Genomic DNA, 13916 nt, shown 5'->3' with positions numbered 1-13916 from the left:
AACGGCAATGGAATTTGTTGGTGAACATGTCATCCCTGCGCCGATCGACAAGGTATGGGTTGGGCTAAACGATCCCGAAACCCTCCGGCGCAGCATTCCGGGCTGTTCTGAGATGCTGCAGACCGGAGACAGGGAATTCACGGCATCGGTGGTCGCGAAAGTCGGGCCGGTTTCCGCCACGTTCAAGGGTAAGGTGGAATTGAGCGACCTCGATCCGCCCTTCGGCTATATACTATCGGGGCGAGGTCAGGGAGGCCCGGCAGGCTTTGCGAAAGGCTCGGCGAGGATCAGGCTGACGCCGCAGGGAGACCGCACGCTACTCGCCTATGTTGCAGATGTCGACATCGGCGGCAAACTCGCAAGCGTCGGGGGGAGGCTGATCCAGAGCATCGCAAAGAAAAATGCGGAGGATTTCTTTTCCAGTTTTTCCGCCGTGCTTTCCGGCGGAACGGGCCAGACCGGCGAGCAGCCAAATGGTTCTTCCGACGGGCATGAGCACTCGCCCCCAGGCCCGACATCGGCGACCGCTCATATACCGTTGATCGACCGGATCGCCTGGTTGCTGGTCGGTATGGCAATCGGCGTGGCGGGTACGCTTGTGTCGGGAGTCATGCAATGAATATTACAGACTGCATCAAGTCCCTGGAGCCGAAGCTGATCGAATGGCGCCGTCAATTGCACGAGCACCCGGAAACGGCCTTTGAAGAGCATCGAACAGCGGCCTTCATTGCAGAAAAATTACGGGATGCCGGCCTGGAGGTACACGAAGGGATCGGGCGCACGGGCGTTGTCGGCGTATTGCGCAACGGGGAAGGGCCCTCTGTTGCATTGCGGGCCGATATCGACGCTCTCGACATCGCCGAGGCGACGGGTTTGCCCTATGCCTCGAAGGTGCCCGGCAAAATGCACGCCTGCGGTCATGACGGCCATACCGCGATGCTGCTCGGCGCCGCCCGTCTGATGGCGGCCAATCCTCCCCGCGGAACGGTCGTTTTCATCTTTCAGCCAGCGGAGGAGAACCATGGCGGCGCCATGGTCATGATCGAGGACGGCTTGTTCGATCGCTTCCCGGTAGACCGCATCTTCGGGATGCACAACTGGCCCGGTCTGCCGGTAGGCACATTTGCAATCCATCCCGGCCCGATGATGGCGGCCCAGGACAATTTCGAACTGAAGATCATCGGAAAGGGCGCCCATGCCGGCATGCCGCATCAGGGGATCGACCCGATCCTTGTCGCCGGCCAGATCAATACGGCCTGGCAGGCAATCGTCAGCCGCACGCTGAGCCCGGCAGATGCAGCGGTGATCAGTATTACGCAGATCCACGCAGGCGATACCTGGAACATCATTCCGGACACGGTATTAATTCGGGGCACGGCGCGATCGCTGACGCTGGAGGTGCGCGACCGGCTTGAGGCCGAGATGGCGCATCGCGCGCGGCTGGTGGCGGAGACTTTCGGCGCTCGAGCTGAGTTGGATTATCAGAGGCGTTATCCGGCGACGATCAACACAGAGGCGGAAACCGACATCGCCAGGGCGGCTGCGCAAACCGTGTCCAAGGAGGGTTTGGTTTATCAGGATATGCCGGCGAGCATGGGCGCAGAAGACTTTTCGTTCATGCTTCGGAAGAAACCGGGGGCCTACATCTGGATCGGAAATGGCAGTGCGGACTGTGGGCGAAATCTCCATAGTCCGGGTTATGACTTCAACGACGAGGCTCTCACGCTCGGTGTTCAATACTGGATGCAAGTCGCCCATCGCGCGCTTGCACTCAATAGTCTCGCTTCCTGACCGGACCGTGCTCCGCGGATCTTGTCGCAAAGCAGCCGGAGCCGATGCTCGGCATCGTTATGTCTGGATGGCGCCCGCTTGGTAAGGTGACTTCCGAGATGGTTGAGGTTGGCGGGTCGGGTGCAAGTATGTCTCCGGTCCGTAAGCGCGGCTTGATCATTGCGATGGCGGGCATCCCAACGCTCGCCGGGCTCTTGCGGGTCATACCGACCGGCCGCATCATTCTTTACCGGGCTCCACTTGGGGAGGCGATCATCATGAGCGCGGAGCCGAAGTGAGGTTAACCGCGTCTTGGTAGCTGGCGGTTGTGGCCGGAACGGGCTTGGGCGGGAGATATTCGACCTGCGGTACCCGTGGAATGTTGGCCTGCGAATAAGCTTCCGCCGATTTGAACGGCTGCGTTTGAAAGAAGCGGAGTTTCTCCGCGAAGATCGGGCGTTGTCCTTCGGTGAGGAGGATCATCCTATCTTCCGGCATTTGTCGGATTTCCTGAGGCATCATCAGATCACGATCTCGGATCTGTTCGACCTTGGTCCGTCGCGGTAAACCGAAAAATTCGATCGTTCGCGATTCCGATTGATAGCGGATTGTGCGTTTGCCGAGCGCCCGCGACGCGTATTCAGCCGTCGCCTGGTCGTTGGCGCCGAGGACGAGCTGATAGCCGCAATTACCAAGCAGGGAGTGACGCGAGGTCTCGCCATAGATTTCATCGAGGTTCTTCAAATCCTGGATGATGAAGGCGAGTTTGATGTTATAGCCGGCGACATAAGGCAGCTTCATCATGATCTCATCCATCCGCCTCAACTGACGGAACTCGTCGAGGAGGAAATAGACCGGCAGCGAATTCTGATCGTGCTCGAGCGTGAGAATATCCATGGCCTGTTGCACGAACAAAGTAAGGAGGGGGCGCAACAGCGTGATATCCCTCAGACTTGGCGCTAGATAAATGGAGATCGGCCGATGCTTCATGGCATGGAAGTTCATGTCGGTAACGCGTGTCGCTGCAACGACCCGTTCATTCTTGAAGGGGCGCATGGCCTTTTGGATATCGAGAAGAGCGGACGCGGCGGCGCGGTCGGAAAGCGCGATAAAGGAATTGAAGCTCTCCATCGTGAACTTCGAAAGGCCAGGTTCTTTCTCCTTGACGCATTTCATCAACTCCTGAAGATTGAGGCCTGTATTGAAAAAGGAATTGACCTCTGCGAGATTGCGACGGTCTTTATAAAACGGGCTTTCCAGCACATAGCTGATGACGCCGGCAAGCGCCTGTTGCGCGGTCGCTTGCCAGATCGAATTTTCAGAGTCGATATTTTCAGGGACGAGTATATTGGCGATGTTTTGAATGTCGGCGGTGCGGTCACCGCGTTCTGTGCGAACGAAATCGAGGGGGTTGTAGCAGTTTGTCGTTACCGCCCCCGGTGCGAACAGAAATACCTCGCTGCCGTCTCGACGGCGATATCCGGCGGTTGCCCTGAAAATCTCACCTTTCAGATCGGTGACGATCATCGAACCTTGGTGCATCAGGGCATTGGGAATGACGTAACCTGCACCTTTGCCCGAGCGTGTCGGGCCGATAATGACGTGGTGCCGATCGTCCTTGACCCTTAGAATTCTTGATCCCAGCCGGCCGAAGATATGGCCCTTTTTGCGAAACCATTTGCCACGTCGAAGCGAAGCCCTGTCCTGAAATGCCGCGTCGCCTAAAGGGTTCGTGGTCGGTTTTAGACCAAGATGGGCCATGAGACCGGCGACCAGCGTGGCTGGCACCGCTGCCCAAAGTGCGACTTTCTGTAGGACAGGGTCGGTCGGATAGAACCAGAACTGCTGGATCGGCGAAAAGGGATTGCTCGTGATCGTGGCCTTGAGAATCCGTCCATCCTCGTAGAAAAGCTGAAGCCCCAGGCCGTAGGCGAGCAGCCAGACAAACAATGCGATCGCGGCGCAGAAGCACAAGTAGAAGCTTTGGAACTGTCTGATCACGGCTCGTCTCGCGCAAAGAAAATCTCAGAGACGCTCCGCTTGCCGCCTTCGCGGCGCAACTGGATGACGACCGGGATGACCATCCGGATGTAGGACATGAGGTCGTGCTTTAAGAAGCCTGAAGAGATACCGGCCTGCTGGATCATCATTGCAAGCTGTTCGTAGGCGCCCAAGGGTGTATCGGCATGGACCGTGGACATGCTGCCGGGATGACCGGTGTTGATGGCGCGAAGGAAGGAAAAAGCTTCACTTCCGCGAATTTCGCCCATGAACAGCCGATCGGGGCGCATGCGCAATGAGGCTTCGAGCAAACTTTGGATCGATACATCGGCCGTACCCTGGTCACCTTTCGAGGCAACCAGGTGGACCGTGTTCGGCTGGGGAGGGAAAAGTTCTCGTGTGTCTTCGAGCGTGATGATCCGCTCATGTTGGGGGATACTCTTCAGGCAGGCGTTGAGGAATGTCGTCTTGCCGGAGGACGTGCCGCCGCTGATCAGGATGGAGACCCGCTGACTGATCGCCGTATGAATGAAGTCGTAAATCCTGTTTGCTCGCAGATGCCCAACCAGCGTGTGATCGAGGTCGCTGAGGTCGCCGACGGCAACCGACACCTTGTCCAGCGAGCCGTTGTCCCGATATTCCTCGAGCGTAAAATCATTGATCACCTGTTTGCGGATAGAGACCGAACCGCCGCCGGATGCAGCCGGCGGCAAGACGATCTGGATGCGTTCGCCGGTCGGTAGTGAGGCGCTGAGGATCGGCTTTGTACGGCTGACAAACTGGTCGGTCGCCGCTGCAACCCGCTCGCCTATATTCTGGATTTCGTCAGCCGTTAGGCTGCTGATGTGATGATGCTCCATATATTCGGCACCACGTCGCTCGATATAGACATGGCCAGGCCCGTTGACGGCAATCTCCATGACCGCCGGATCGTCAAGGAACCGCCGAAGCGGTTCGAGGGCGCGATTGAGGAAATAATAATGATCGCGCCTGGTCGACATGACATTACCTGTCGCGACGTTCACGTCGGATCTCCTTCATTGCTTCGGTGATCGGATCGTCATAAAGGGCGCTGAAGTCGAGGTCTTGGCGCACATAGACAAAGATGCGCTCGCCTTGAGGAACATTGATCGTCGGCGCGATGCGCAGGTTTTCCGAAAGAACGGTATTCGCCATATTGCTGAAGGTCTCAGCGATCGTTTCTCGCGCGAGCTCTGCGCCACGCTCTGCGTCATCGCCGTTGCCAGAAGCCCGTTCGCTGCCGTATCCCGTCAGATAGCTTGCGCCAGCACCGACGATCGACAACATGATCGAGGCGCCGAACCGTTCACGGAACTTGTTGTCGACATGGCCGGTCAATCCAGACCTTCCCAGCCCGTCGGTGGCAATTGAATCAAGTCTGACGGAGACGCCATCGTCGCGGATGAGACGGGTCCAGATGACAAAAATGCGCTTTTGACCACGCGTGATCTCTGACTGGTATTCTCCAATGAGGCGGGTGCCGGTCGGGATTAGGATGCGTCGACCGTCGAAAGAATAGACGTCTTGTGACGTAATGGCCCTGATTTGGCCGGGCAGATCGCTATTAATCGCCGTTTCCAAAATGCCGGGGATCAACGTTCCTTCGGTAATCATGGCATCGATCCGCTCGATCCGGCGGGCCTTGGCGCTACGGCTGGCCAGATTGGAGGCTGCATTGAGATATGTGCTGTTGCGATCGGCGCCGGCGACCGTCACGCCTGAACTGCCTTCGTTGCGGAGGCTACGACCATCATTGCCGCCGGCGATTTCATCCATTGCAATCAGCTTTGACATGTACCGTTTCGGAAAAGCCTCCTCGATAGGTGAAGGGGGCATTGGCGGCTGAGCCACCTCTTTCGGCGGAGGTACGTCAAAGGTCGTCGTCTCGGGAGGCGGTTTTTCCGGGGGAGCGGGTGGCGGCAGATTGATGACAGGCTGCTCGGGGGCGGGCGAGGGCTTTTCTGTTTCCCTCAGAAAGGACGGCGGCCTGAAGGTCGTCGTCTGAAATTCCTCGTCGCTCTGGATGTTCTCGGTGTTTTTTTCGCCGGAGGTCGTGACGACGAGGTACGCGGCGGCAATCCCGCCCAGAAACAGGGCTATTGCTCCAAGCCTTTGGTCTCGTCGAGCGTTTCGATCCTGGACCGGCGTGTCGTCGGCCGCGGCCATCGCCTCTAGTTCCGGGCTTAACTTCATCAGTTGCCGCTCCTTCGCCGCTTCGTCGCATTCCTGTCCAAAGCCGGCCCGAAAAAATCAGGGTTCGGGACGCCGAAGTCAGGCCTTTCAAGATTAAAGATGCAGGTCCATTGGTTGCCGTCGCGAAGCGTGTATTGCGTGGCGATACCGTCGACGACGATGTAATCGCCCTCTTTACGGAAGTTGCGCAGGGTCTCGGAGAAATCGGATTGGACGGCAAAGATCGCGGGGACAGCCTTTTCAAACCGAAAGAAGGTCTTCTTGCCGTCATCAAAGACCATGCTGGGTTTCAGGGCCGGATCGCCGGAAAACGAATAATCGATATTGACGTTTGCCCTGTCGATATTGGCGATATTGGGATAGGCGGCCCGATCCTTGGCCTCCTGGCGCCATCGCGCGTTCAGGTCCTTGTCGGGATAGACGAAGCGAATGGCAAATACCTGCTTACCATCGTCCGGAGCGTGATCATTGAGCTCGAGGAAATAGATCCTCTTGGTCGTTACGATGTTCATGTTGGTGTCGACGTTTCGTGCGATGGGCTTTACGAAGAGGATGTTGCCCTTTTCTGAGGGGGCGACCTGCCAGCTGTCGGTATCTCCAAGCGAGATCGTTTCGAATTCCTCATCCTCGTCGAAGATGATCATGGTGGAGATGCCGTAGGTTGCGGGCACTTCCAGCACGTTGTTCGCCTGATAGACGACACTTGTAACGCGCCGGTCGAGCGATCCTGGCCGTGGCGCCTGACTTGCGAACGCCTCCACCGTGATGAGGACTGCAAAAGCCGGGAGAAGAAGCAACCTCATTGTCCGGCATCTCCTGGCGTGACCGTTTCCTGATCGCGACGGTAGTCATAGACTTGGAAGCCCAACGGATTTTCGAAGCGCCACGCATTGGTTGCTGGCGATTCCGTATAGCGATAGCGGACAACGGAAATGTAGTGGCGGGTGATCTGACCCGTGTCCGATTTCTCCGTCGTGGAAAACCGAACGAGGGCGGTGCTGGGGTTTGAGAAGGTGACGGACTTGAGGTCGACGGTGACTTTTTTATCCTTGCCGTAGATTCTCGCGGGATTGTCCGGGTTTGCCGCGCTATAAAGCTCCTGGAGTTCGCGCGCGGCGTCATTGGTGGAAAGCAGCGCCGCGATGCCGAAATTTTCGGTCACCGCAAAGGGATCGTACCCCTCGCGGGATCGGATGTAGCGCACGACATTGGCCTGAGTGATGGCTTGCAGATCGGTTAGTTTGACCGATTTGGTAAGGCCGGATTTGACCTCCAGATAGCCTGTATTCTTGTCGACCTCGATGATATAGGGCTCGAAGCTCTTAAGTGGCACCAGCAGGATGAGTGCTGTCAGCGATAGCAGCGTGATGGTGCCGAAGACCATGGTGATGAACCAGGCGATCGCTCGCGATCGCTTGGCGCTCTTCAAGATTTCCTGTTCCCAGCGGTCGCCATCCTGAAAATAGCTTTCAAGAGCAGCATCATGCGATTTGCTCATTCGCGCGCATCCTTAAAGACACTTCCCTCGAACGGTTCACTCAATTTGGCAGGCTGTTGCTGCTGATTCGGTTCTGCATCGCTCGGGCGGTGGCATTTCGAATATTTGCCCTCATGTTTTCCATGGTCCGCGTCCTTGCTTGCATGCCATGATCGCCGATCGTGCCTGCCAAGGAGCGAGCCGCGCCGAACGTCGCTTTCGGGACGGTCACTCCCGCCAGATGTCCGGCGTCACGCGCGATCCTGCCGATACCGGCCGCAATGCCACCGGTAATGCCCTGGGCGAGTATCTGAATGTTGAACAGGACGAATGCACCCGCGCAGCAGAGCAAAAGAAAGGCGGAGATATCGCTGAGTTGAAGGCGCCTCTGGGCTGCGGCATTCGTCACCTTTGTCAATTCCGGGTCCATTGCCGCAATGAGGAAGGCTGCAACCACGTAGACGAAGAGGGGAATGAGGGCATACATCAGCACCTGCTGAAACCAAGCAGCGCCAAGGCCGCGGGATCGTTCAAAGAGCATGCAGGCGATGAAGATGGGAGCGGTGCCAATCAGCATCCACATCATCACTTTGGCAAGCAGAAGGATCGCCAGCGCCACGGCGATGAAAACGCCGACGCAAAGCATGATCAGAAAGCCGACCATGGATGGCAGGATGGAGAAGTAGCCCGATTGTTCCGCGAATGCGGAAGCCGCCTCGTTGGCCGTCTTCCAGATTAAGGACAACCCATTCGTGGGTTCGGTGATGCCGGTTCCGGTTGCGGTCAAGATCGCGCGGCCAACCTCTTCAGGCGTATCGCTCAGCCAGGCATAAAAGAGGCTATTGAAATTCTCCCACTTGCTGACGAGGGTCAGGATGACCAACATGCGCACGACGCGGCCGATGATCTCGCTGACGCTGACGCGCGCCGTTCCCATGACGAGTTGCAGACCGTAGTAGCTCACATAGGCGACAAACAGGATTGTCAGCAGCGGCATCAGCTGTTGACCAACGATACCGAAGGCTTCTTCGGAAAAGTTTGATCCTGTTTGCTCGACCCTTTCAAGAACGTCGCCAAGGAAATCGTGCATGGCCTCCGACCTTTGCTATTTTGCCAACACTGCATCGATGGCCGCCAGGGCGGCAGCCGAGGTGTCGCTGTTGACCCGGGTCATCGGTCCACATTCCTGTCTCGGATCGGGAGCCAATCCGGTCAGGTGCTTCGGTCTCTTGCAAGGTGCGGTCTTTTCTTTGTAGGCAGTACCGCAACCGACAAGACCGACCGAAACCATGAAAAAAAGAAATACCTTGCCGCTCATGGTGCGTTACTCGTCACTATAGCTGAGCGCTTTTTGGGAGTTCGAGATATCCGTGAGCCGGCGTTGATTATCTGCCTGCAGCGAGGACACAGCGCCGTTCATGACGCCAATCAGCTCGTTGATGGTCAGGCCCGCTTCGACCTGAAGCTGGGTGTTTTGGTCGATCGAGCCTTTGATGTCCTTGGCCTGACCGATGCTGGAGCCGGCCTGTTCGAATGATGCGCGGCGGGTCTGAACGGCTTTTTGGGAACCGGTAACGAGTGCGGCGACGCCGAGCACCGTCTTCACCATCTCCTCATAGGACTTGTCGCCGGAAAACGAACTGCTTTCCTTGCCGGAGAGGGTCCTTACCAGTTCCAGGCTGTTGAGAAATGTGGTTGCGACCTGCGAGACGTCTCCGCTTACGCTCCCAAAGTTCGCGACTCCACCCGATAACAATTTGTCGAATGAAGGCATCTGCGACGCGCTGAAGCCATTGCCGACCGCGAGGTTTTGCATGCGGTTTGCGTCACCGGCGCGATCGCCGGTCACAGCGTCGAGCGTTTCTTCGGTTGTTTTCAGGACTTGCCCGTTCGTCTCCAAGATCTCGCCCGTCGTCTGGGCGGTTCTTCTCGCGATATCGAGATTTGCGTTGTCGATGACTGGCACCTGAGCGAACGCGGTGGATGCAACCGGCAGTAAACATGCGATGAATAAGAATTTCTCCATGGTCGTTTTCCTCATTCAGCGTTCAATATCAGCGCTATATCGGCCTCGCGTTCGCGCCTCTGTGCGCAGGCCTTTCGGTTAGGCTCCATTCATGCCCTTGTCGGAGATTGCAGACGCCACCCGAGACGCGATCTTAACCTCTTCACCATTTTGGGCAGTGCCAAAAGCAGGGTTGACGCGACCGACAACGGGCACTTGTGGCATCGCCGGACCGGAGACGCCGACTGCCAGCGATAGGTTTAGAAGCCATAAGAGACGACCTTGCTTCATTCGCCTGTCTCCCATCCGCAGAACCGGGCAAGCCAATGTTCTGGTTGTTCGCCATAGCGTTCGCGCAAGCGCGCGCATTCCTCGATCGTTTCCTTGCGCCCGGAAAGCACTTTGATGAGATCGGGCATTGCGGTGAGATCAAGCCTAGCGATGACGGAGTCATTGCCGTGCTTGATCAGGAAGGTTCGCTTTTCAGGGGGTGTCGTTTTGATGAAGCTGAATTCCTTCATCGTCAGACCAAAGCGTTTTATGTAGCTTTCCTCGTCGGCCCGCGGGTTCGGGAAGTGGATGTGGGTCGCCGCCTGCTCGATCAGCGTATGGGAGGCTTTTGCTTTGGCGATATCGGCTGCAGATTGTGTCCCGAAGCCGACAATGCCGTTCAGCTTTCGGATGGTCTTCATCTTGTCAACGATGAAGTTGCTGAAAGTTTCGTCCATTAGGAGCTGCCAGCCCTCATCCATGAAGAACATGGCGGGGTTTCCGTCGAGCAGTTCATCGAGGCGGTGGTAAAGATACATCAGCGCCGGTGTACGCAGTTCCCCGTTGGCGAGGATGTGGGTCATATCGAAACCGAAGACGCGATGGGACGAGAAAGAAAGTACGTCCTCTGCGGCATTAAAGAGCCATGCCTTTTCGCCGTCGATCCAAGCGCGAAGGCGAGAACAAAGATCGTTGGCGTTGGCCCGCGACCGGCCCGAGAGAAGGTCTGCCAAATTTGAAAGATTTCGTTCCGATCTCGGCTCCTGCATCAGGCGGGGGATCGCTTGCTCTAACGTATCTTCGTCTTCCTGGCTGAGCGCGCTGCCATCACCAGATCGCAGCATCGCCTTGACGAGCCGCAGTAAAAAATCGCGGTTGGTTCCGGTGTTTTCCAGCTGGAGCGGGTTGAAACCTGTCGGTGTTCCGGGCGACAATACCTCATAGGAGCCGCCGATCGCCCTGACAAATATTTCGGCGCCATGATCTTTGTCGAAGAATGCGGCTTTTGGTGTGGGCGAGACCCGCATCGCCTGAGCCAACAGGAATGTCAAAGCAACCGTCTTGCCCGATCCGGTCGGTCCCGTGACAAGGAAGTGGCCGATGTCACGACGATGGAAATTGAACCAATAAGGTGTTTGCGATGTCGTCTCGAGAATGGTGATCGGCCAACCCCAATGGGTATGATCAGCCTCTCCCGTAGCGAGATTGTGCATCGATGACAGGCCGGAAAAATTTGCACTCGACAGCATTGCCTTGCGGGCGATGTAAGCGTGGTTTCCCGGCAGTTGCGCCCAAAAAGCCGCTTCGAGGTTGAGATCCTCTCTGAGCCAATTGATGTTCATGTTTGTCAGACTGGCGCCGAGTTCTGTCACGCTGCGGCTGACACCTTCCAGATCGCGAGACAGACAAAGAAGCGAAAGATGATGGAAACCAAATACGGCTTCCTGGTTCATCAGGCTATTGAGCGCGTAGTCGATGTCTTGTTCAACCGCGCTGCCGGAACCGTCCGACGCCCTGATCTGCCGCTGCAGCCGGCTGATCCGCTCCTGTGCAATCGGCTTGTCGGCTATGGAGAAGGACTGGGTGAGGATGAATTCGTGGTTCACCTGCAACAGGCTGTCCAGTAAACCCGGACCGGTGAACGGGGGATATTCCTTGATAGACAGCATCGCTCCGTAACGGGTGTCTTCATCGACGGCTGCTTGAGCCTGCATCGTTCGCTTGGCGAAATGCAACCGCGACGTGCCGACGAAGCCGTAGATTCCCATCCGCGGCAGACGCATCTTTCGCGGTATTCCACAGGTCAGGATCGTGTTGAAGAATTCGCAAGGCTCAGAGTAAGGCTCGACCTTTGCCGCATTTAACTGCTCTTCGTTTCCCGCCGGATCATCATCACGCTTCCGGTAGGTAATACCGAGCGTGCGCGCGCCGTATTTGGTCAGATCCTGCACGAGGTTTCCGACGAGTTCCTCGAGTTCCGTGACGTCATCGCGGGTGTATTTTAGCCCGGCACCTCGATCTGCTCGTGCGAACATCCGTTTAATGGAATCGCCAACGCCGAGGACGCCACGCATTCCCGACTGCACAATGGTGAGATAGATCTCGTTTCGAAACATGCGCTTGTGACGCAACTGCTCCATATAGCGGGAATTTAGAAGATCGCAGTATGGATTGTCGAACGTGCCGCCGATTTGCGCTTCGACTTCTCGACGCACGACCGTAGACCACAGCGAATAACGGCTGGAGCCGAGGGCGCGGATCATCGTGTTTTGGACTATAGCGCGCATGTTGAGTTCTGCCTGATCTTCCGTCTGAAAAAACAAGCCGTGCAGTCTGATGACGCTTAAGAGGGAGCCATTCTCCAGCCCGATCACCGTATCGGATACATGCCGCAGATATGGGATATGCCGAGACATGGGCCGCTCGCGGCCGGAAAACCGACCAAGACCGAGCTCCTGGCTGATCACTTTCCGCATGGCTATGGTCCGTACGAATTCGTGCCCCAAAGGTGCATGTTAGGCGTTCGGGGAGTTTTGCGGGAGGCCACCTGCAGCACGTCGAGGATTTTGCTGTCGCGGGCGCAAAGCGAAAACAAGACGAGATAGGTGACAGGTGCGATCAAGAGTGCCAGCAGGTCGTTCGTCGCCAACCAGCCAATGACGGTAATGCCAAAGGTGACGACGACCGCCATATAGGGCACACCCCAAAGCGTCGGCGGCCTGGTCAAGCCGATGACAAGCGGAATGAAAGTCGGTCCTTCACGCTCAAACCCGGTCATTGGTCATTGTCCGACGGCTGATATCATTTGATCGACGATGGCGGGTGCACCAAACACCAGCCCGATTCCAATGACGACCGCGCCCGCCGTGAACCAGGAAAGGCGGCCTGCAAACGCGAGGAAGCCGAGACCGATGACCGCAATGATCGCCAGAAGCCGGCCGAAGGGGCCGGTAATGAAGTCGACGATCATCTGAACCGCCGTTTCTAACGGCGCAAATGCTCCACCACCATTTGTCTGAGCCAGGGCAGCGTCTGGAGCTATGACCTGAACAGCGGCCATGACGCCTATCAGGGTCGTAAGCTTCAGCACCCGCAATCCGATGTTCTGCCATTCGTGTTCCATCGAGTTTCTCCTTCAAAAATGCATCACTCCGCCGACAAATTGGCGGCGTTGTTGCACAGCGATAACGCCAGCCTCGTTGCCGGGAGCTGGGCCTTCGATTGGGGTTTGCAGGACGCGCATCGGGCCTGTCTTTGCCGACGGCATCGGCAGGCCAAGTCGGTAGTTGATGACTTTTGCGAGGTATCTGACGGTTTCAGCAAAGGGTGGAATGCCCGCATGTTCGTAGACGCGCCGCTCGCCGCTGTTGTAGGCGGCCGCGACGAGAAGGGGGTTCTGAAACTCGTCGAAGAGCACCCGCAGGTATCTCATCGCACCGTCGATGTTTTGGGCGGGGTCGCAGATATCGTGAACGCCGAAACGAGCCGCAGTATCGGGCATCAACTGCATCGGGCCACGCGCACCTTTTGGTGAATTGCGCCGCCTGTCGAAGTCGCTCTCGACCCAGGCGATTGCTTCTGCAAAAACCTCATCGACCTGATGACGCCTGGCGGATTGGACCACCAGGCGCCTGACACTTTCCGGCGTAAGCGGTGAGGGCGCGCATTCATCAGTCTTTCGCGCAATTGTGGCGGGAGGTGCTTTCCTTGAGCTGTCAGGCCTTTGAGACGATGTAGCGATTTTAGTATCGTAGTAAATTCTGTTCGGCCATGCGGATGTCGCCGACTTTGCAAGGGAAAAGTAACGAAATAAGTTAATTTCGTTTTCCGATGTTTCATGTGCTGTCCGCGGTCCTGATCTCGGCCCCGGTGTTTCATCGAAGCTTGCCTGCGAAATCTTCCTGCGCCCCAAGGCATCCGATGATGAAGGCTCCTCCAAAGCAGGAAGATCGATTTCATAAGAAATTGAAATTACATTTGTTTTGTCAGACTCATCTCTTGCTTTCGCCTCCCCTTCGGTGATGATCAAGGTCACCAGAAGAGTGATCAACGTAGGGATTTTCAGTCGGGAAAGTTCACCGTAAGTGTGCATCGATTCCCTCATATCGGTGGCTGAGCATTTTCGACGACTGACTGCTCTTGGAGTGAAATAATACGCAATACGTATAGGTCTACAGA

The 13916-nt window shown here is 56.8% G+C and carries 14 protein-coding genes and 1 pseudogene; 3 read left to right on the top strand and 12 right to left on the bottom strand.

What is annotated here, in order from left to right; translation table 11 throughout:
• Positions 1 to 7 precede the first annotated feature (7 nt).
• The 3 genes from ABK249_RS15075 (at position 8) to ABK249_RS15065 (ending at position 2069) form a co-directional block, all read left to right on the top strand.
• Complete coding sequence (locus tag ABK249_RS15075; RefSeq protein ID WP_081952805.1) at positions 8 to 619, top strand: CoxG family protein; 612 nt, start codon at positions 8 to 10, stop codon at positions 617 to 619.
• Positions 616 to 1791, top strand: a complete 1176-nt coding sequence (locus ABK249_RS15070; protein ID WP_037150235.1) for a M20 aminoacylase family protein — start codon at positions 616 to 618, stop codon at positions 1789 to 1791. Before ABK249_RS15075 ends, ABK249_RS15070 begins: the two co-directional genes overlap by 4 nt.
• A gap of 128 nt (positions 1792 to 1919) precedes the next feature.
• Complete coding sequence (locus tag ABK249_RS15065; RefSeq protein WP_161784756.1) at positions 1920 to 2069, top strand: hypothetical protein; 150 nt, start codon at positions 1920 to 1922, stop codon at positions 2067 to 2069.
• A gap of 16 nt (positions 2070 to 2085) precedes the next feature.
• On the opposite strand, the pseudogene ABK249_RS15060 reads toward ABK249_RS15065, so the two are convergent.
• The 12 genes and pseudogenes from ABK249_RS15060 to ABK249_RS15005 form a co-directional block, all read right to left on the bottom strand.
• Positions 2086 to 3771: pseudogene (locus tag ABK249_RS15060) on the bottom strand (type IV secretory system conjugative DNA transfer family protein); the annotation flags it as partial.
• Positions 3768 to 4796 (bottom strand): P-type DNA transfer ATPase VirB11, encoded by a 1029-nt coding sequence (gene virB11 / locus ABK249_RS15055; protein WP_227702535.1) that lies wholly within the window; start codon positions 4794 to 4796, stop codon positions 3768 to 3770. The pseudogene ABK249_RS15060 and the gene virB11, both read right to left, overlap by 4 nt.
• Positions 4777 to 5985 carry a type IV secretion system protein VirB10 gene (virB10, locus tag ABK249_RS15050; RefSeq protein WP_227702536.1) on the bottom strand — a complete coding sequence of 403 codons (1209 nt, stop codon included), beginning with the start codon at positions 5983 to 5985 and terminating at the stop codon, positions 4777 to 4779. Before virB10 ends, virB11 begins: the two co-directional genes overlap by 20 nt.
• Complete coding sequence (locus ABK249_RS15045) at positions 5985 to 6788, bottom strand: TrbG/VirB9 family P-type conjugative transfer protein (RefSeq protein WP_037150226.1); 804 nt, start codon at positions 6786 to 6788, stop codon at positions 5985 to 5987. The genes virB10 and ABK249_RS15045 overlap by 1 nt, the downstream gene beginning before the upstream one ends.
• A complete protein-coding gene (locus ABK249_RS15040) occupies positions 6785 to 7483 on the bottom strand; it encodes a VirB8 family type IV secretion system protein (RefSeq protein WP_037150224.1) in 699 nt (232 codons plus the stop codon). Before ABK249_RS15040 ends, ABK249_RS15045 begins: the two co-directional genes overlap by 4 nt.
• Positions 7484 to 7523: 40 nt before the next feature.
• Positions 7524 to 8552, bottom strand: a complete 1029-nt coding sequence (locus ABK249_RS15035; protein WP_037150222.1) for a TrbL/VirB6 family protein — start codon at positions 8550 to 8552, stop codon at positions 7524 to 7526.
• Between the two features lie 15 nt (positions 8553 to 8567).
• On the bottom strand, positions 8568 to 8780 hold the full coding sequence (locus tag ABK249_RS15030) for a hypothetical protein (protein WP_037150219.1): 213 nt from the start codon (positions 8778 to 8780) through the stop codon (positions 8568 to 8570).
• A gap of 6 nt (positions 8781 to 8786) precedes the next feature.
• Positions 8787 to 9488, bottom strand: coding sequence for a type IV secretion system protein (locus tag ABK249_RS15025; protein WP_227705104.1), 702 nt, complete (start codon positions 9486 to 9488; stop codon positions 8787 to 8789).
• A 266-nt stretch (positions 9489 to 9754) separates the two neighbouring features.
• Positions 9755 to 12214 (bottom strand): VirB4 family type IV secretion/conjugal transfer ATPase, encoded by a 2460-nt coding sequence (locus ABK249_RS15020; RefSeq protein ID WP_227702537.1) that lies wholly within the window; start codon positions 12212 to 12214, stop codon positions 9755 to 9757.
• Between the two features lie 2 nt (positions 12215 to 12216).
• Positions 12217 to 12516 carry a VirB3 family type IV secretion system protein gene (locus ABK249_RS15015; RefSeq protein ID WP_081952804.1) on the bottom strand — a complete coding sequence of 100 codons (300 nt, stop codon included), beginning with the start codon at positions 12514 to 12516 and terminating at the stop codon, positions 12217 to 12219.
• A gap of 3 nt (positions 12517 to 12519) precedes the next feature.
• Positions 12520 to 12861 (bottom strand): TrbC/VirB2 family type IV secretion system protein, encoded by a 342-nt coding sequence (locus tag ABK249_RS15010; protein ID WP_037150214.1) that lies wholly within the window; start codon positions 12859 to 12861, stop codon positions 12520 to 12522.
• Between the two features lie 12 nt (positions 12862 to 12873).
• Positions 12874 to 13830, bottom strand: coding sequence for a lytic transglycosylase domain-containing protein (locus tag ABK249_RS15005; protein ID WP_227702538.1), 957 nt, complete (start codon positions 13828 to 13830; stop codon positions 12874 to 12876).
• Positions 13831 to 13916 lie beyond the last annotated feature (86 nt).

This window comes from Neorhizobium phenanthreniclasticum (genome assembly GCF_040066075.1).
Classification (GTDB): Bacteria; Pseudomonadota; Alphaproteobacteria; order Rhizobiales; family Rhizobiaceae; genus Neorhizobium; species Neorhizobium petrolearium.
Note: the sequence above shows the minus strand (reverse complement) of the source record. Positions and strands in the feature narration are given on the sequence as shown.

What these genes read in the sequence shown, in the direction of transcription:
- ABK249_RS15040 (WP_037150224.1), bottom strand. Translation starts at nt 7,483, where the DNA reads ATGAGCAAATCGCATGATGCTGCTCTTGAAAGCTATTTTCAGGATGGC.
- ABK249_RS15015 (WP_081952804.1), bottom strand. Translation starts at nt 12,516, where the DNA reads ATGACCGGGTTTGAGCGTGAAGGACCGACTTTCATTCCGCTTGTCATC.
- ABK249_RS15020 (WP_227702537.1), bottom strand. Translation starts at nt 12,214, where the DNA reads ATGCGGAAAGTGATCAGCCAGGAGCTCGGTCTTGGTCGGTTTTCCGGC.
- ABK249_RS15075 (WP_081952805.1), top strand. Translation starts at nt 8, where the DNA reads ATGGAATTTGTTGGTGAACATGTCATCCCTGCGCCGATCGACAAGGTA.
- ABK249_RS15065 (WP_161784756.1), top strand. Translation starts at nt 1,920, where the DNA reads ATGTCTCCGGTCCGTAAGCGCGGCTTGATCATTGCGATGGCGGGCATC.
- ABK249_RS15070 (WP_037150235.1), top strand. Translation starts at nt 616, where the DNA reads ATGAATATTACAGACTGCATCAAGTCCCTGGAGCCGAAGCTGATCGAA.
- ABK249_RS15045 (WP_037150226.1), bottom strand. Translation starts at nt 6,788, where the DNA reads ATGAGGTTGCTTCTTCTCCCGGCTTTTGCAGTCCTCATCACGGTGGAG.
- ABK249_RS15005 (WP_227702538.1), bottom strand. Translation starts at nt 13,830, where the DNA reads ATGCACACTTACGGTGAACTTTCCCGACTGAAAATCCCTACGTTGATC.
- ABK249_RS15010 (WP_037150214.1), bottom strand. Translation starts at nt 12,861, where the DNA reads ATGGAACACGAATGGCAGAACATCGGATTGCGGGTGCTGAAGCTTACG.
- ABK249_RS15035 (WP_037150222.1), bottom strand. Translation starts at nt 8,552, where the DNA reads ATGCACGATTTCCTTGGCGACGTTCTTGAAAGGGTCGAGCAAACAGGA.
- ABK249_RS15025 (WP_227705104.1), bottom strand. Translation starts at nt 9,488, where the DNA reads ATGGAGAAATTCTTATTCATCGCATGTTTACTGCCGGTTGCATCCACC.
- virB10 (WP_227702536.1), bottom strand. Translation starts at nt 5,985, where the DNA reads ATGAAGTTAAGCCCGGAACTAGAGGCGATGGCCGCGGCCGACGACACG.
- ABK249_RS15030 (WP_037150219.1), bottom strand. Translation starts at nt 8,780, where the DNA reads ATGAGCGGCAAGGTATTTCTTTTTTTCATGGTTTCGGTCGGTCTTGTC.